The organism is Pseudomonas sp. Z18(2022) (assembly GCF_036346535.1).
Lineage (GTDB): Bacteria > Pseudomonadota > Gammaproteobacteria > Pseudomonadales > Pseudomonadaceae > Aquipseudomonas > Aquipseudomonas yamanorum_A.
Map to the genome: position 1 here is coordinate 100,965 of NZ_JAOTOA010000015.1, position 16,942 is coordinate 117,906.

Sequence of the window (16,942 nt, forward strand, 5' to 3'; positions counted from 1 at the left end):
AGCACTTATGACTAAAAAATATTTTGGCACCGATGGCATCCGCGGTCGGGTCGGCGAATTCCCGATTACTCCAGATTTCATGCTCAAGCTGGGCTGGGCCGCCGGCATGGCGTTCCGCAGCATGGGCGCTTGCCGCATCCTGGTGGGGAAAGACACCCGTATCTCGGGTTATATGTTTGAGTCTGCGCTGGAGGCAGGTCTTTCCGCTGCCGGTGCTGACGTGATGCTGCTGGGGCCGATGCCTACGCCGGCGATCGCTTACCTGACGCGTACCTTTCACGCTGAAGCCGGTATCGTGATCAGCGCTTCGCACAATCCTCACGATGACAACGGCATCAAGTTCTTCTCGGGCCAGGGCACCAAGCTGCCGGACGAGATCGAGCACATGATCGAAGAGCTGCTGGATGCGCCGATGACCGTCGTCGAGTCGAGCAAGCTGGGCAAGGTGTCGCGGATCAACGATGCTTCCGGTCGTTACATCGAGTTCTGCAAAAGCAGCGTGCCAAGCAGCACCAATTTTGCGGGGTTGAAAGTTGTCATCGACTGCGCCCACGGTGCGACCTACAAGGTAGCGCCGAGTGTGTTCAAGGAGCTTGGTGCAGACGTTACTGTGCTGTCGGCCCAGCCTAATGGCTTGAACATCAATGACAATTGCGGCTCGACCCATATGGGGCAGTTGCAGGCAGCGGTCCTTGCCGAGCATGCTGACCTGGGCATCGCTTTCGATGGTGATGGTGACCGGGTATTGATGGTCGACCACACCGGCGCGATTGTTGATGGCGATGACTTGTTGTTCATTATTGCCCGCGACTTGCACGAGCGTAACAAGCTGCAAGGCGGTGTCGTTGGCACGTTGATGAGCAATCTCGGCCTGGAGTTGGCCCTGGCAGATCTGGGCATTCCGTTTGTGCGTGCCAATGTCGGTGACCGCTACGTGATCGCTGAGCTGCTGGAACGCAATTGGCAGGTGGGTGGCGAAAATTCCGGGCATGTCGTCTGCTTCCAGCACACGACTACCGGCGATGCGATCATTGCGGCGCTGCAGGTGCTGCTGGCACTGCGTCGTCGCGAAGAAAGCCTGGCCCAGGCGCGTCAGGCGCTGCGCAAGTGCCCCCAGGTGTTGCTGAATGTGCGCTTCGCGGGGGGTGACAACCCTATCGAACATCCGGCCGTCAAGGAGGCCAGCGAGCGCGTCACTGCGGCGATGGCGGGCCGTGGTCGGGTCTTGCTGCGCAAGTCGGGCACCGAGCCTTTGGTGCGCGTGATGGTCGAAGGCGAGGACGAAACACAGGTTCGCGGCTATGCCGAAGAGCTGGCAAAACTGGTAACTGAAGTTTGCGCCTGAATTCGGCTTGCCAGTGATGATGTGGTTGGGTAACATCTGCGCCCACTTTGACCGACGAGGTACAGCATGCGTCGCACTATGGTAGCTGGTAACTGGAAGATGCACGGTACCCGCGCCAGTGTCGCTGAGCTGATCAACGGCCTTCGTCATTTGGCCTTGCCTGGCGGTGTTGATGTCGCGGTATTCCCGCCTTGCTTGTATATCAATCAAGTGATTGATGGCTTGAAAGGCAAGTCGATTCAGGTCGGCGCGCAGAACTCTGCGGTGGAATCCATGCAAGGTGCATTGACCGGTGAGATTGCACCGAGTCAGTTGGTTGATGCGGGTTGTTCCCTGGTGCTTGTCGGGCACTCCGAGCGTCGCCAGATCATGGGCGAGCGTGATGGGACACTCAATCGCAAATTCGCGGCGGCACAGGCTTGTGGCTTGATTCCGGTGTTGTGCATAGGGGAGACCCTTGAACAGCGTGAGTCCGGTAAAACTCTTGAGGTTGTCGGGCGTCAGCTGGGCAGCATCATCGAGGAGCTGGGAGTGGGTGCTTTTGCAAATGCAGTAATTGCTTACGAGCCGGTCTGGGCCATTGGCACCGGGCTGACTGCTTCGCCGCAACAGGCGCAGGATGTGCACGCAGCCATCCGCGCGCAGTTGGCGGCAGAGAATTCTGAGGTCGCACGAGGTGTGCGGCTTCTATACGGCGGCAGCGTGAAGGCGGCCAATGCGGTCGAACTGTTCGGCATGCCGGATATCGATGGGGGGCTCATTGGTGGAGCTTCCCTGAATGCAGATGAGTTCGGTGCGATTTGTCGCGCCGCGGGAAACTGAAAAAATGCTGGAAACAGTCATCGTTGTTTTTCATCTGCTGGGTGCACTGGGCGTAGTTGCTCTGGTTTTGCTGCAGCAGGGTAAAGGTGCGGACGCTGGTGCGTCTTTCGGGGCAGGTGCTTCAAATACTGTGTTCGGAAGCCAAGGTTCCTCTACCTTTCTTAGTAAGTTTACTGCTATACTTGCCGCCGGTTTCTTCATAACCAGCTTGGGGTTAGGTTACTTTGCTAAAGAGAAAGCTCATGTGCTGACTCAAGTAGGTCTCCCAAACCCAGCAGTGTTGGAAGTACCAAAAGCAAAACCGGCTTCTGATGATGTCCCGGTGCTTCAAGAGCAAAAGTCGGCTACTCCAGCGACTGACGTGCCTCCAGCTCAAGAGCAGAAGTAAGAAGGTTGTAAACGCTGTATTGCCGAGGTGGTGGAATTGGTAGACACGCAACCTTGAGGTGGTTGTGCCCATAGGGTGTAGGGGTTCGAGTCCCCTTCTCGGTACCAATTATCAGGAGAGCCCGCTGTTGCGGGCTTTCTTGTAGGTGGAAGGTTACATTGACCCTGTAAGGGATCGGTCGTATACTTCCGCCCCAGCTTTGTCGCGGGGTGGAGCAGTCTGGTAGCTCGTCGGGCTCATAACCCGAAGGTCGTCGGTTCAAATCCGGCCCCCGCAACCAGTTTTAGCGGAGCCCCTTTTAAGGGGCTTTTTGTTAGCTGGACACTTTCAACGCCGCTGTTCGACGGCGTTTCAAGGATGGGCGTTTCGCCCATTTTTTTATTTTGCACAGCATGCACATACATGCACGAGGGGGTTCAGGTGTCGAGCAAGCTAGAAGAGTTGCAGGCCTTGTTGGCCCCGGTGGTCGTGGCCCTAGGCTATGAATGCTGGGGTATTGAGTTTTCGGCTCAAGGTCGCCACTCAATGTTGCGCGTTTATATCGATAAAGAGGGCGGCGTGCTGGTGGACGATTGTGCCATTGTCAGCCGTCAGATCAGCGGTGTCCTGGATGTTGAAGATCCGATCTCCGTTGAATACACCCTCGAAGTTTCCTCGCCTGGCATGGAACGCCCACTGTTCACTATTGATCAGTTTGCAAAATTTGCCGGTGAACAAGTGAAGATCAAGCTGCGCTCTCCCTTTGAAGGGCGACGCAACTTTCAGGGCCTTCTGCGCGGTGTAGAAGAACAGGACGTCGTGGTGCAGGTAGAAGACCATGAGTTCCTGTTGCCGATCGATATGATCGACAAGGCCAACATTATTCCCAGTTTTGACTGAGACGCGGATCCCGCGGATCCAATGGCTTGCGAAAGGCGAGGCGTACGATGAGCAAAGAAGTACTGCTGGTTGTTGAGTCGGTATCCAATGAAAAGGGCGTACCGGCAAACGTGATTTTTGAAGCGCTGGAGCTGGCCCTGGCCACTGCTACCAAAAAGCGTTTTGAAGACGAAGTTGATCTGCGTGTGGAAATCAACCGCCACACCGGTGCCTACGAGACTTTCCGTCGCTGGACGGTCGTCGAAGAAGCCGATCTTGATGATCCGGCCATCGAAACCTGGCCGAGCAAGGTTGCTGAAACGCATCCTGGCGCCCAGGTCGGTGATGTCGTCGAAGAAAAGATTGAATCCATCGAGTTCGGCCGCATCGCTGCACAGACTGCCAAGCAAGTCATCGTGCAGAAGGTCCGCGAAGCCGAGCGCGCTCAAGTCGTTGACGCCTATCGCGAGCGCCTGGGGGAAATCATCTCCGGCACCGTGAAAAAAGTCACCCGCGACAACGTGATCGTCGACCTGGGCAACAACGCTGAAGCGTTGCTGGCTCGCGAAGACATCATTTCCCGCGAAACTTTCCGGGTTGGCGTGCGTTTGCGTGCGCTGCTCAAGGAAATCCGCACCGAGAACCGCGGCCCACAGCTGATCCTGTCGCGTACCGCGCCGGAAATGCTGATTGAGTTGTTCCGCATCGAAGTGCCGGAAATTGCCGAAGGCCTGATCGAAGTCATGGCTGCGTCCCGCGATCCGGGTTCGCGCGCCAAGATCGCGGTCCGCTCCAAGGACAAACGCATCGACCCGCAAGGCGCTTGCATTGGTATGCGCGGTTCGCGCGTCCAGGCAGTGTCGGGCGAATTGGGCGGTGAGCGTGTGGACATCGTCCTGTGGGACGATAACCCGGCGCAGTTCGTGATCAACGCAATGTCGCCTGCTGAAGTGGCGGCAATTATCGTTGACGAGGATGCCCATGCAATGGACATCGCCGTTGGCGCAGACAATCTGGCTCAGGCCATCGGTCGCGGTGGTCAGAACGTACGTTTGGCCAGCCAGTTGACCGGCTGGACCCTGAACGTGATGACCGAATCGGACATCCAGGCTAAGCAGCAAGCAGAAACCGGTGACATCCTGCGCAACTTCATCGACGAGCTGGAAGTCGACGAAGACCTGGCACAGGTGCTGGTAGATGAAGGCTTCACCAGCCTGGAAGAGATTGCCTACGTACCGTTGGAAGAAATGCTCAACATCGACGGCTTTGACGAAGACACCGTCAACGAGCTTCGCGCTCGGGCCAAGGATCGTTTGTTGACTAAAGCCATCGCTACTGAGGAAAAGCTGGCAGACGCCCATCCGGCCGAAGACCTGCTCTCGCTTGAGGGTATGGACAAGGATTTGGCGATGGAACTGGCGGTGCGCGGCGTAATTACCCGCGAAGACCTGGCCGAGCAGTCTATTGACGACCTGCTCGACATCGACGGCATTGACGATGATCGTGCCGGCAAGTTGATCATGGCCGCCCGAGCCCATTGGTTCGAGTAATTAGGCGCGGCCTGAGGAGAGAAGTGCATGACGCAAGTCACGGTGAAACAACTGGCCGATGAGGTCAAAACACCGGTAGAGCGCCTGTTGCAGCAGATGCGTGAGGCAGGTCTGCCGCACACCGCCGCCGATGAAGGTGTGAGCGATAGTGAGAAGCAGTCTTTGCTGACTCACTTGAAGAGCAGCCACAAGGCGAAAGTGGAAGAACCGCGCAAGATTACATTGCAGCGCAAAACCACCAGCACCCTGCGTGTTGCTGGTAGCAAGAGCATCAGCGTTGAAGTACGCAAGAAGAAAGTCTTCGTACAGCGCAGCCCGGAAGAAATCGAAGCCGAGCGCAAACGCGAACTGGAAGAACGTCGCGCAGTAGAAAATGCTGCTCGTCAGAAGGCTGAAGAAGAAGCCAAGCGTCGCGCCGAAGAAGAAGCGCGTCGCCAGCCTGCTGCTGCGCAACCTGCTAACACTGAGGCCGTTGCTGCGCCTAGCGCGCCTGTAGAAGCTGTTCGTGAGGCCGCTCCGGTTGCCGCCGCGCCTGCTCCTGCAGCCGACACTCGCAAACGCGAAGAACCTCGTCGCCCGGACAAACCACGTGCCGACGATAACAATCGTCGTGGCAGTGGCGATGGTGAGCGTAAAAACGCTCCGCATCGTGCTTCGGTCAAAGAGAAGGCGCCAGCGCCACGTGTTGCTCCACGTACTACCGACGAAGAAAGCGACAGCTTCCGTCGCGGTGGTCGCGGCAAGGCCAAGCTGAAGAAACGCAACGCCCACGGTTTCCAGAGCCCAACCGGCCCTGTCGTGCGTGATGTGCAGATCGGCGAGACCATCACTGTTGGCGATCTCGCCAATCAGATGTCGGTCAAGGCAGCTGAAATCATCAAGTTCATGTTCAAACTGGGTACTCCAGCCACCATCAACCAGGTACTGGATCAGGAAACTGCCCAACTGGTTGCTGAAGAGCTGGGCCACAAAGTGACCCTGGTCAGCGACACCGCCCTGGAAGATTCCCTGGCCGAGTCCCTGAAGTTTGAAGGCGAGACCTTCTCCCGTGCGCCAGTCGTGACCGTAATGGGCCACGTTGACCATGGTAAGACCTCGCTGCTCGACTACATCCGTCGTGCCAAGGTAGCTGCAGGCGAAGCCGGCGGCATCACCCAGCACATCGGTGCATACCACGTTGAAACCGAACGCGGCATGGTCACCTTCCTCGACACCCCTGGTCACGCCGCGTTTACCGCCATGCGTGCCCGTGGTGCCAAGGCGACCGACATCGTGATCCTGGTAGTTGCAGCGGACGACGGCGTAATGCCGCAGACCATTGAAGCTGTCCAGCACGCCAAGGCCGCTGGTGTTCCACTGGTAGTTGCAGTGAACAAAATCGACAAGCCGGGCGCCGATCTCGATCGCATCCGTAGCGAACTGTCGGTTCACGGCGTGACTTCCGAAGAGTGGGGCGGTGATACGCCGTTCGTTTCGGTTTCGGCGAAAGTCGGTACCGGTGTAGACGAACTGCTTGAAGCTGTTCTGCTGCAAGCCGAAGTACTCGAACTGAAAGCAACCCCATCGGCCCCGGGTCGTGGTGTTGTGGTTGAATCGCGTCTCGACAAAGGTCGTGGCCCGGTTGCAACCGTTCTGGTTCAAGACGGTACCCTGCGCCAAGGCGACATGGTCCTGGTCGGTTCGAACTACGGCCGTGTACGTGCCATGCTCGACGAGAACGGCAAGCCAATCAAGGAAGCTGGTCCTTCCATCCCTGTCGAGATCCTCGGCCTGGACGGTACCCCGGACGCTGGCGACGAGATGAGCGTGCTGTCGGACGAGAAGAAAGCCCGTGAAGTGGCTCTGTTCCGTCAAGGCAAGTTCCGCGAAGTCAAGCTGGCCCGTGCTCACGCCGGCAAGTTGGAAAACATCTTCGAGAACATGGGCCAGGCAGAGAAGAAGACGCTTAACATCGTCCTCAAATCTGACGTTCGTGGTTCCCTCGAAGCGTTGAACGGCGCCTTGAACGGCCTGGGTAACGACGAAGTGCAAGTGCGTGTTGTCGGTGGCGGTGTGGGTGGTATCACCGAATCCGACGCCAACCTGGCACTGGCTTCCAACGCTGTACTGTTCGGCTTCAACGTGCGTGCCGATGCTGGCGCACGGAAGATCGTCGAGCAGGAAGGCCTGGACATGCGTTACTACAACGTCATCTACGACATCATCGAAGACGTCAAGAAAGCCCTCACCGGCATGCTTGGCAGCGACGTCCGGGAGAACATCCTGGGTGTGGCCGAGGTGCGTGACGTGTTCCGCTCGCCGAAATTCGGCGCGATCGCCGGTTGCATGGTTATCGAAGGTGTTGTGCACCGTAACCGTCCAATCCGTGTACTGCGTGAAGACATCGTTATCTTCGAAGGCGAGCTGGAATCCCTGCGCCGCTTCAAGGATGACGCTTCCGAAGTACGTGCCGGCATGGAATGCGGTATCGGCGTCAAGAGCTACAACGACGTCAAGGCTGGCGACAAGATCGAAGTCTACGAGAAGGTCCAGGTTGCTCGCAGCCTCTAACTCGCGCACTTCAAGGGCCACGCGGCGCCCCGGCATGCAAATGCCTGGCGCAGCGTCCGGACTCTAAACGCAACGCCCGGTCTGGCTTTTGTCAGGCCGGGCGTTTGCCGCTTTCAGACCCCACGGGTTTCACCGTGTGGCAGTAACAGGTAACAAGACATGGCAAAAGAATACAGCCGTACCCAACGTATCGGCGATCAGATGCAGCGCGAGCTGGCCCAGCTGATCCGTCGTGAAGTAAAAGACCCCCGTGTTGGCCTGGTCACCATCACCGCCGTTGAAGTCAGCCGTGACGTTGGTCACGCCAAGATCTTCATCACCGTGATGGGCCAGGACAGCAGCGAAGAAATCGCGCAAAGCATCAAGGTGCTCAACTCTGCCGCAGGCTTCCTGCGGATGCAGCTGGCCCGCGAAATGAAGCTGCGCAGCGTTCCACAGTTGCACTTCCACTACGACGAAAGCGTCGTGCGTGGCGCGCACCTGTCGGCACTGATCGAGCGGGCCGTGGCTGAAGACAATCAGCACCCGGAATCCGCCACGCCTGAAGACGCCAAGGAGTAATCGGTGGCTCAGGTCAAACGTATCCGTCGTAACGTCAGCGGCATCATTCTGCTCGACAAGCCCATTGGCTTTACCTCCAACGCGGCGTTGCAGAAGGTCCGCTGGCTGCTCAATGCCGAGAAGGCAGGGCACACCGGCAGCCTCGATCCCTTGGCCACCGGCGTATTGCCTTTGTGCTTCGGCGAGGCCACCAAGTTTTCGCAATACCTGCTCGATTCCGACAAGGGTTATGAAACCCTGATGCAACTGGGCAAGACCACCACCACGGCAGACGCCGAAGGTGATGTTTTGCAGGTTCGCGAGGTGACCGTTGGTCGTGCTGATATCGAGGCTGCCTTACCTGCTTTTCGTGGGCAAATCAGTCAGATACCGCCGATGTACTCGGCTTTGAAGCGTGATGGCCAGCCTCTTTACAAGCTGGCACGTGCAGGTGAAGTGGTGGAGCGCGAACCGCGTTCTGTTACTATTGCGCGCTTGGAATTGCTCGCCGCTGAAGGCGACACTGCCCGATTGGCGGTGGACTGCAGCAAAGGCACCTATATCCGTACCCTGGTGGAAGATATCGGTGAGCAACTAGGCTGTGGCGCATACGTTGCAGAACTGCGACGTACCCAGGCCGGACCTTTCACCCTGGCCCAGACGGTCACGCTGGAAGAGCTGGAAGCGGTACATGCCGAAGGCGGCAACGAAGCGGTTGATCGCTTCCTGATGCCATCGGACAGCGGTTTGCTGGATTGGCCACTGCTGCACTTCTCGGAGCACAGCGCGTTCTACTGGCTTAACGGCCAGCCGGTACGTGCACCGGATGCCCCGAAGTTCGGCATGGTGCGGGTACAAGATCACAACGGTCGCTTTATCGGTATCGGTGAAGTGAGCGAAGACGGGCGCATCGCGCCGCGTCGACTGATTCGGTCAGAATGACCGAACGAGGGTGGCTGTTAACAGGCACGGTCACTACTCATTTTTAGATACAGGGATTTGTCCCTGGCCTGTTGAAACCGTCCTTTGGATGGTTTCCTGAAAAAAGGATTGCCTCATGGCTCTCGACGTTCAAGAAAAAGCTCAAATCGTAGCTGACTACCAGCAAGCTGTTGGTGACACTGGTTCGCCAGAAGTGCAAGTTGCACTGCTGACCCACAACATCAACAAGCTGCAAGGTCACTTCAAGGCCAACGGTAAAGATCACCACTCCCGTCGTGGTCTGATCCGCATGGTAAACCAGCGTCGTAAGCTGCTGGACTACCTGAAAGGCAAGGATCTGGGTCGTTATCAGGCTCTGATCGGTCGCCTGGGTCTGCGTCGCTAATAAGCGATTGCGCTAGAGGTTGGTTGGCTGTCGTGTGTCAGTGGGTTTCCCGCCGGCCCATGGCAGGCTTCCAGCCTCAAGTTTTATCTGGATACACGTTTTACCCTGGACAGGCGTTGGGCCGATTCCCGACATTGCCCAAGAATTTCGCAAGAAGACAAGTTCCCCAAGAGCCACAAAGAAGGTAGGACACCGTGAACCCGGTTATCAAAAAATTCCAGTTCGGTCAGTCGACCGTTACCCTCGAGACAGGCCGTATCGCCCGTCAAGCCTCCGGCGCAGTGCTGGTCACCGTTGACGACGACGTCACCGTATTGGTGACCGTTGTAGGCGCCAAGACCGCTGACCCAAGCAAAGGCTTCTTCCCTCTTTCCGTTCACTACCAGGAAAAGACTTACGCTGCCGGTAAGATCCCTGGTGGTTTCTTCAAGCGTGAAGGCCGTCCTTCCGAGAAAGAAACCCTGACTTCCCGACTGATCGACCGTCCGATCCGTCCGCTGTTCCCAGAAGGCTTCATGAACGAAGTGCAGGTTGTCTGCACCGTCGTTTCCACCAGCAAGAAGACCGATCCGGACATCGCTGCGATGATCGGTACCTCGGCTGCCCTGGCCATCTCCGGTATTCCTTTCGATGGCCCGATCGGCGCAGCTCGCGTTGCTTTCCACGAAAGCACCGGCTACCTGCTGAACCCGACTTACGAACAACAGAAAGCTTCGAGCCTGGACATGGTCGTTGCCGGTACTTCGGAAGCCGTGTTGATGGTTGAATCGGAAGCCAAAGAGCTGACCGAAGACCAGATGCTGGGCGCGGTACTGTTTGCTCACGACGAGTTCCAGGTTGTGATCAACGCTGTCAAAGAACTGGCTGCTGAAGCTGCCAAGCCAACCTGGACCTGGGCTCCTGCGCCTGAAGCTACCGCACTGCTGGGCGATATCCGCTCCGAGTTCGGTGCTGCGATCTCCGACGCCTACACCATCACCATCAAGGCCGATCGTTACGCTCGCCTGGGTGAACTGAAGGACCAGGTTGTTGCCAAGCTGTCCGGTGAAGAAGGCCAGCCTTCCTCCAGCGAAGTCAAAGCAGCCTTCGGCGAAATCGAATACCGCACCGTTCGCGAAAATATCGTTAACGGCAAGCCACGTATCGACGGCCGCGACACCCGCACCGTACGTCCGCTGAACATCGAAGTCGGCGTTCTGCCAAAAACCCACGGCTCGGCCCTGTTCACCCGTGGCGAAACCCAGGCCCTGGTTGTTGCAACACTGGGTACTGCCCGTGACGCACAGCTGCTGGACACCCTGGAAGGCGAGAAAAAAGACCCGTTCATGCTGCACTACAACTTCCCTCCGTTCTCGGTAGGTGAGTGTGGTCGCATGGGTGGTGCCGGTCGTCGCGAAATCGGTCACGGCCGTCTGGCCCGTCGTTCGATTGCAGCCATGCTGCCTGCCGCCGACGTGTTCCCGTACACCATTCGTGTTGTGTCGGAAATCACCGAGTCCAACGGTTCCAGCTCCATGGCTTCGGTCTGCGGTGCTTCCCTGGCTCTGATGGACGCCGGCGTTCCGATGAAGGCACCGGTTGCCGGTATCGCGATGGGTCTGGTTAAAGAAGGCGAGAAGTTCGCCATCCTGACCGACATCCTGGGTGACGAAGACCACCTGGGCGACATGGACTTCAAGGTAGCCGGTACCGCCAAAGGTGTTACCGCGCTGCAGATGGACATCAAGATCAAGGGCATCACCGAAGAAATCATGGAAATCGCTCTGGGCCAAGCCCTGGAAGCGCGCCTGAATATCCTCGGCCAGATGAACCAGATCATTGGTCAGTCCCGCACCGAACTGTCGGAAAATGCTCCGACCATGATCGCGATGAAAATCGACACCGATAAAATCCGTGATGTTATCGGTAAAGGCGGCGCGACCATTCGTGCGATCTGTGAAGAGACCAAGGCTTCGATCGACATCGAAGACGACGGCTCGATCAAGATCTTCGGCGAAACCAAGGAAGCGGCTGAAGCGGCACGTCAGCGCGTTCTGGGTATCACCGCTGAGGCCGAGATCGGCAAGATCTACGTCGGTAAGGTTGAGCGCATCGTCGACTTCGGCGCATTCGTCAACATCCTGCCAGGCAAGGACGGTCTGGTTCACATCTCCATGCTGAGCGACGCTCGCGTTGAGAAAGTGACCGACATCCTGAAAGAAGGCCAGGAAGTGGAAGTGCTGGTACTGGACGTGGACAACCGCGGCCGTATCAAGCTGTCCATCAAGGACGTAGCAGCAGCCAAGGCTTCGGGCGTTTAATCACCCCGTCGCTGCCAGCTGAAAAAAGGGACTCTTCGGAGTCCTTTTTTTATGCCTGCGGGAAAGTGCCGGAAAATCAGGTGCTTACTAAAATCTCAAAGCCGCAACTTGCATGCAGGCACGATCGACTTCATGCAAGTTGCACGATTTCGAAAATGGGCCTGTTTTATAAGTTGTTGTTTTATAAGGGGTTAGTTTTGATGTGAGACTTGGCACACTGCCTGCAATAACCCTGTTAACGCTGCAGCATCAAGGTTCACACACTGCAGACTTTTAATAAAACAGGAGTTACTCGTATGAAGAAGTTCGCTCTCGCTACTGCTACCGCTCTGACCCTGGCCATGGGTGCTAACGTGGCCTTTGCTCAGACTTCCCAAGCCCCAATGACACTGGCGGCTGGTGAAGCCACCAAGGCTAAAGAAAGCGTTTCGGATACTTGGATCACCACCAAAGTTAAATCCGACTTGCTGACCGAGAAAGGCATTCCTGGTTCGGACATCAAGGTTGAAACCAACAAAGGTGTGGTTTCCCTGTCCTCCACAGTTGCTATCTCCGACGCGCAGAAAGCCACTGCTGTAGCGATCACCAAGAAAATCAAAGGTGTAACCGCAGTTTCGGCTGACGGCCTGATGGCTGGCGGCGCGACCAAGGCTGACAACGTCGACAAAACCAAAAGCGCAGCTGCTGGCGCTAAAGAAACTACTTCCGATACCTGGATTACCACCAAGGTGAAAGCTGACCTGGTAACCGAGAAAGGTATTCCTGGCACCGACATCAAAGTCGAAACCAACAAAGGCGTAGTTTCCCTGTCTTCGACCGCAGCGGTCACTGAAGCTCAGAAAACTACCGCGGTGAATATCACCAAGAAAATCAAAGGCGTTAAAGCTGTATCGGCCGATGGCCTGAAAGCAGAGTAACGCTTAACGAATCGCCTGAACTAGGCGGAGGCGGCCACGAGCGAGTCTAGATATCCGCTCAATGCACCTCACAGGTTCATGCGACCGGCCACACGGATGTGGCCATTACAGGCCCCGGCACTTGTGCCGGGGCCTGTTCTATTGCGGGGGGAAATTGTAGGAGCGAGCTTGCTCGCGAAAAGCCTGAGGACGACACGATAACTCAGAAGGAACGCGTTATCGTTGACGTCCTTCGCGAGCAAGCTCGCTCCTACAGCGGATCTCCATCGTTTGAGTTACTCGGCATCCAGATGCATCGGTGTCACCACCCGACCATCTTTCTCGGCTTCACCCAGGTTTGCATCGATAAAGTAAACCCGGTCATCTTCCAGCTGGCCTTTGTCCACCAAGTAGTCCTTGATCGCGCTGGCGCGGTCCTGGCCCAGTTGGCGTAGCAGCACGTCGCTGCCACTCCAGAACTTGATCACACCGTCCCGCAGCTTGGCTGTGCGCTCATCGCTGCTCAGGTTTTTCCACTCGGGCGGTGGCTGCAGTTTCAAGCGGGTGCGGTAGATGCCTTCCAGCAACGGCGCCTTTTCCTTCTCCGGGACTTCAAGCAGCGACGCCTGTGCCGGGACTTTATCGCCACGGCGCTGAAGGATCTTGTAGTAGTTGTACTGGTATTCACGTTCCAGCCGTTGTGCGGCCAAAAGCGGGCCGTCACTGCTGGCAGCGGCAGTGCCTTCGATTTCCAGGCGCAGGGCAGGGCGCTCCTTGAGGGCTTTGGACAGGCTGTCCAGGGCCGACTGGGAGTCCTTGCTCAGCTCGCTGGAACCTGCAGCGAATGACACGTTGCCCAGGTCCTGGGCACCGCCACCGCTAATCAGGCCGCCAATAAACTTGAACGGCGCTGTGGCCGCACGTACCACCAGGTTGCGCAGGGTCTGCCAGACAATTGGCATCACGCTGAATTGCGGGTTGTTCAAGTCACCGGTTACCGGCAGCTCAATGGAGATCTTGCCGTCGGAGTCCTTGAGCAGGGCAATCGCCAGGCGAATCGGCAGGTCCACGGCGTCTGCGCTGTCGACCTTTTCACCCAACTGCAGTTGTTCGACCACCACCTTGTTCTCGGCCTTCAACTGACCCTTGGTGATGACGTAATGCAGGTCCAGGTTGAGCCGGCCCTTGCGGATGCGGAAGCCGGCGAATTTGCCCGAGTACGGCGTCAGGGTGGTCAGTTCGACCCGTTTGAAGCTGGTGGCGATATCGAGCGCGGCCATCGGATCAAACGGGTTCACGCTGCCCTTGATCGTGACCGGCGCATAGCGGTCGACCTTGCCCTTGACGTCGACGCTTGCCGGCTTGGCCTGGCGACTGTCGATGGTGCCGATCTGGCCGTTGAGCTGCTGGATGGCGGTGGCGAAGTTCGGGGTCAGGCTGAAGTCGGCGAAGTTGGCCGAACCATCGTTGATCGCAATTTGACCAATACGAATGCCCAAGGGCTTTTCTTTACCGGCCGCAGGTTTGGCGGCGGATTTGCTGGCGCTGTTGGCCGGCTGTGGAATCAGCAGGTCATCGATGTTGGTGGTGCGGTCATCGTTGATCATGAAACGTGCGTAGGGTTGGAGCAGGTTGACCTTGTCGATCGACAGGCTGTCGCCATGTTGATAATTCACGCCTTCGAGCACCAACCGCTGCCACTTCAGGAAGTCGCGGGTCTTCATGGTGTCCAGGGTGTGCAACTGATCGACCTGTGCCCGGCCAGTCACCTGGAACGCCAGGGGCTCGGTGCTTTTCAGATTCACGTCGAGGTTGCTGCCGAGCATGCCGCTTCGCAGTTCCAGACGGATAAACGGGCTGATGTAGGACTGGGCGACGCGCAGGTCGATGTCCTTGGTATCCACTTTCAACTTGGCGCTGACCGGGCTCAGGTTGACCTGGCCGGTGGCCTGCAGCTTGCCTTGTTTGCCCACGCCGGTATCGAGTTTGAGCGTAAACGGGCTCTGGTTGAGGCTGTCGAAATCCTGCAGGTCGAGGTTAAGCGGGCCGACTTCCAGGGCGACTGCCGGTTTGGCCGAGCGGTCCGCCAGATGCACTTGATAGTTGCGCAATTGCACGTCCTTGAGCAGCACTTGCCAAGGTTTGCTTGGCGCTGCCGGTGCAGGCTTTGGCGAATCAGCAGCGGCGGGAGCGGTAGCCGGCTCGGGTGCGGTTGCAGGCTTGCCAGGCTGGCTGGCAAACAGCTTCTGCCAATCCAGTTGGCCATCGGCCTCAAGGGCCGCCCAGGTTTCGAGCTTGTTGCTGCGAATCTTGCCGACGATCACCTGTTGCTTGGCCAGGTCGACCGTGGTCTCGCTGACGTCCAGGCGCTCCAGACGGGCCAGTTGGCGACCATCCGGTGCCTTGATCGCAAACGGCGCGACACTCAGGGCGACGTTGGTCAGGTTCAGCTCGGTTTCCTTGGCCAGGCTCAGCTTGTAGTCGGTGCTGAAGTTGAGAACCCCGTCTTCCAGGACCAGTGGTACCGCGTCACGCACATACGGCCACCAGACTTTCATCTTGCCGTCGGTAACCTTGAGTTTGCCTTCGGAGGCAATCGGAATAAGGCTGAAGTTGCCGGTCCAATCGATCTGGCCACCTTCAGGGCCAGCGGCCACCAAGGTCATATCGGCGTTGTCATCGGGCAGCGTGCTGAGGTTTTTCAGCTCGAAATCGAGTTTGTCGTAGAGAAACTCGATCGGCTCGCTAGGGCGCAAATCCTGGAAGTGCACATAGCCGCCCGCCAGCTTGATGCTGTCGATACGCAGCGGGAATGGTTTGGCGTTCGGATCGGTTGGCGTCGGTTCGCTGGCCGGCAATTTGAACAGCTGTGCCAGGTTGAGCTGGCCGGATTTGTCGAACAACAGTTCGGTCTTCGGCTTGTCGAGTTGTACATCAGCGAGGTGCAGGGCGCGGGTCCACAGGCTGTCGACCTGCAGGTTGGCATAGAGGCGTTCAAAGGCCACTTGCTCCTTGCCGGGCTCACCGATATTCAGGCCCCACACGGTCAATTCGAGGCTGAACGGGTTGAGCTCGATACGCTGGATATGCGCTGGCACAGTGGCGTAATTGGCCAACTGTTGGTTGGCCACGCGAAGGGCAATACCCGGGAGAATAAGGAAGCCCAGCAAGCTGTACAGGGCAAGGGCGGTCAGCAAGGCGCCAGCGGCGCGAATCAATCCTTTGGGCATATGTGACGCCATCTATGTCGTTCAAGAGTGCCTTGGAGTATGGCACGGGTTTACGGTTCCGAAGAACCGGGCCTTTATTACTGCGCCCGGGACCTTTTAGGACAAGTCTTACAGCTGCAGGATCAGGGTCTTCAGTGGTGGCTGCTGGTCTTGTGACGGGAAGTCTGCGCCGGGTGTCATGACCTGCCAGTCGCGCACCGGGCGGCCGGCCTTTTCGGCGCAGCGCAGGACCTGGTCGCGCCAGTCTTCCATGCTGACTTTTGCCAGGTTGTTGCAGCAGATCAGCACGCCGTCATCGGCAGTGGCCAGCAGCGCAGGCTTGAGCAGGCTCTGGTAATCGCGCAGCAGGTCGACGGTGCCGAAGGCGCTCTTGGCCCAGGCGGGCGGGTCGAGCAGCACGAGGTCGTATTGGCGTGGATCCAGGCGCGGATAACTCGGCAGTTTCTGCCCGCGCCGCTGGCTGATAGGCAGGCCGGCCAACTGGCGGATTGCCGGGAAATAGTCCGACTGCACGAATTCCATCGTCGGCAATTGCGGATTGAGCTGACCGTTTTCACGCCCCACCGCCAGGTTGCCTTCGGCGAAGTCCAGGTTGCACACCTCGCGGGCGCCACCGGCAGCGGCGCTCAGGCCAACGCCGCAGGTGTAGGCAAACAGGTTCAGCACGCTTTTGCCGGCGCTGTGGGCCTTGACCCAGCTGCGGGTGTTGCGCAGGTCGAGGAACAACAATGGGTCTTGCCCGGCATGCCGACCGCGCACGCGGTAATTGAGGCCCCATTCATGGCCGATCAGGTCTTCCAGGGCCGCAGGTTCCGCGCGGTACACCGTGTCTTCACGGTCGATGCGCGAGTTGCCCCGGGAGCGGTCGTTGTAGACCAGCAGCAACTCCAACCCCAGTTGCTGGTTGATCGCCTGGTGCAGGTGCAACAGATCGTCACTTTCCAGTGACTGGTGAAAGCTTTGCACCAGCAGTTGCGGGCCATAACGGTCGATAGTCAGGCCGCCGGCGCCTTCCTGGCTGCCGTGGAACAGGCGATAGCAGTCGGTGCCTTGGGCATGCAACTCGGCAAGCAAGTCCTGGCGATGATCGAGGGCGGCGCGCAGCGCCTGATTCAAGGAAGACATAACGCGCGCCT

Annotated in this window: 13 protein-coding genes and 2 tRNA genes; 13 read left to right on the forward strand and 2 right to left on the reverse strand. The window is 58.0% G+C overall.

What is annotated here, in order from left to right:
* Positions 1 to 7 precede the first annotated feature (7 nt).
* The 13 genes from glmM (at position 8) to V3W39_RS24650 (ending at position 12,597) form a co-directional block, all read left to right on the forward strand.
* Positions 8 to 1,345 (forward strand): phosphoglucosamine mutase, encoded by a 1,338-nt coding sequence (gene glmM, locus V3W39_RS24590; protein ID WP_177042209.1) that lies wholly within the window; start codon positions 8 to 10, stop codon positions 1,343 to 1,345.
* A 66-nt stretch (positions 1,346 to 1,411) separates the two neighbouring features.
* On the forward strand, positions 1,412 to 2,167 hold the full coding sequence (gene tpiA / locus V3W39_RS24595) for a triose-phosphate isomerase (RefSeq protein ID WP_010174326.1): 756 nt from the start codon (positions 1,412 to 1,414) through the stop codon (positions 2,165 to 2,167).
* Positions 2,168 to 2,171: 4 nt separating this feature from the next.
* The gene (secG, locus tag V3W39_RS24600; protein ID WP_026078118.1) at positions 2,172 to 2,555 is read left to right on the forward strand and encodes a preprotein translocase subunit SecG; all 384 of its coding nucleotides are present in this window, start codon (positions 2,172 to 2,174) and stop codon (positions 2,553 to 2,555) included.
* A gap of 21 nt (positions 2,556 to 2,576) precedes the next feature.
* Positions 2,577 to 2,662, forward strand: a tRNA-Leu gene (locus V3W39_RS24605).
* Between the two features lie 96 nt (positions 2,663 to 2,758).
* Positions 2,759 to 2,835 (forward strand) — tRNA-Met (locus V3W39_RS24610).
* A gap of 140 nt (positions 2,836 to 2,975) precedes the next feature.
* Positions 2,976 to 3,434 (forward strand): ribosome maturation factor RimP, encoded by a 459-nt coding sequence (gene rimP, locus V3W39_RS24615; protein ID WP_003235029.1) that lies wholly within the window; start codon positions 2,976 to 2,978, stop codon positions 3,432 to 3,434.
* A gap of 47 nt (positions 3,435 to 3,481) precedes the next feature.
* The gene (nusA, locus tag V3W39_RS24620; RefSeq protein ID WP_003212187.1) at positions 3,482 to 4,963 is read left to right on the forward strand and encodes a transcription termination factor NusA; all 1,482 of its coding nucleotides are present in this window, start codon (positions 3,482 to 3,484) and stop codon (positions 4,961 to 4,963) included.
* A gap of 27 nt (positions 4,964 to 4,990) precedes the next feature.
* Positions 4,991 to 7,513, forward strand: a complete 2,523-nt coding sequence (gene infB, locus V3W39_RS24625) for a translation initiation factor IF-2 (RefSeq protein WP_177042211.1) — start codon at positions 4,991 to 4,993, stop codon at positions 7,511 to 7,513.
* A gap of 159 nt (positions 7,514 to 7,672) precedes the next feature.
* Positions 7,673 to 8,074, forward strand: a complete 402-nt coding sequence (gene rbfA, locus V3W39_RS24630) for a 30S ribosome-binding factor RbfA (RefSeq protein WP_088423539.1) — start codon at positions 7,673 to 7,675, stop codon at positions 8,072 to 8,074.
* Between the two features lie 3 nt (positions 8,075 to 8,077).
* On the forward strand, positions 8,078 to 8,995 hold the full coding sequence (gene truB / locus V3W39_RS24635; RefSeq protein WP_003212182.1) for a tRNA pseudouridine(55) synthase TruB: 918 nt from the start codon (positions 8,078 to 8,080) through the stop codon (positions 8,993 to 8,995).
* Between the two features lie 115 nt (positions 8,996 to 9,110).
* Positions 9,111 to 9,380 (forward strand): 30S ribosomal protein S15, encoded by a 270-nt coding sequence (rpsO, locus tag V3W39_RS24640; protein WP_003176135.1) that lies wholly within the window; start codon positions 9,111 to 9,113, stop codon positions 9,378 to 9,380.
* Between the two features lie 194 nt (positions 9,381 to 9,574).
* Positions 9,575 to 11,680 (forward strand): polyribonucleotide nucleotidyltransferase, encoded by a 2,106-nt coding sequence (gene pnp, locus V3W39_RS24645; RefSeq protein ID WP_177042213.1) that lies wholly within the window; start codon positions 9,575 to 9,577, stop codon positions 11,678 to 11,680.
* A 296-nt stretch (positions 11,681 to 11,976) separates the two neighbouring features.
* Positions 11,977 to 12,597 carry a BON domain-containing protein gene (locus tag V3W39_RS24650; RefSeq protein WP_177042215.1) on the forward strand — a complete coding sequence of 207 codons (621 nt, stop codon included), beginning with the start codon at positions 11,977 to 11,979 and terminating at the stop codon, positions 12,595 to 12,597.
* A 275-nt stretch (positions 12,598 to 12,872) separates the two neighbouring features.
* On the opposite strand, the gene V3W39_RS24655 is transcribed toward V3W39_RS24650, so the two are convergent.
* Both V3W39_RS24655 and V3W39_RS24660 read right to left on the reverse strand, forming a co-directional pair.
* Positions 12,873 to 15,806: a DUF748 domain-containing protein gene (locus tag V3W39_RS24655; RefSeq protein WP_330213493.1), complete on the reverse strand. Its 2,934-nt coding sequence runs from the start codon at positions 15,804 to 15,806 to the stop codon at positions 12,873 to 12,875.
* A 108-nt stretch (positions 15,807 to 15,914) separates the two neighbouring features.
* A complete protein-coding gene (locus tag V3W39_RS24660) occupies positions 15,915 to 16,931 on the reverse strand; it encodes a class I SAM-dependent rRNA methyltransferase (protein WP_330213494.1) in 1,017 nt (338 codons plus the stop codon).
* Between the last annotated feature and the right edge of the window lie 11 nt (positions 16,932 to 16,942).

Excerpts from the sequence above, each read along its gene's own strand:
- glmM (WP_177042209.1), top strand. The coding sequence starts at position 8 with ATGACTAAAAAATATTTTGGCACCGATGGCATCCGCGGTCGGGTCGGC.
- tpiA (WP_010174326.1), top strand. The coding sequence starts at position 1,412 with ATGCGTCGCACTATGGTAGCTGGTAACTGGAAGATGCACGGTACCCGC.
- secG (WP_026078118.1), top strand. The coding sequence starts at position 2,172 with ATGCTGGAAACAGTCATCGTTGTTTTTCATCTGCTGGGTGCACTGGGC.
- nusA (WP_003212187.1), top strand. The coding sequence starts at position 3,482 with ATGAGCAAAGAAGTACTGCTGGTTGTTGAGTCGGTATCCAATGAAAAG.
- infB (WP_177042211.1), top strand. The coding sequence starts at position 4,991 with ATGACGCAAGTCACGGTGAAACAACTGGCCGATGAGGTCAAAACACCG.
- rbfA (WP_088423539.1), top strand. The coding sequence starts at position 7,673 with ATGGCAAAAGAATACAGCCGTACCCAACGTATCGGCGATCAGATGCAG.
- rpsO (WP_003176135.1), top strand. The coding sequence starts at position 9,111 with ATGGCTCTCGACGTTCAAGAAAAAGCTCAAATCGTAGCTGACTACCAG.
- V3W39_RS24650 (WP_177042215.1), top strand. The coding sequence starts at position 11,977 with ATGAAGAAGTTCGCTCTCGCTACTGCTACCGCTCTGACCCTGGCCATG.
- V3W39_RS24655 (WP_330213493.1), bottom strand. The coding sequence starts at position 15,806 with ATGCCCAAAGGATTGATTCGCGCCGCTGGCGCCTTGCTGACCGCCCTT.
- V3W39_RS24660 (WP_330213494.1), bottom strand. The coding sequence starts at position 16,931 with ATGTCTTCCTTGAATCAGGCGCTGCGCGCCGCCCTCGATCATCGCCAG.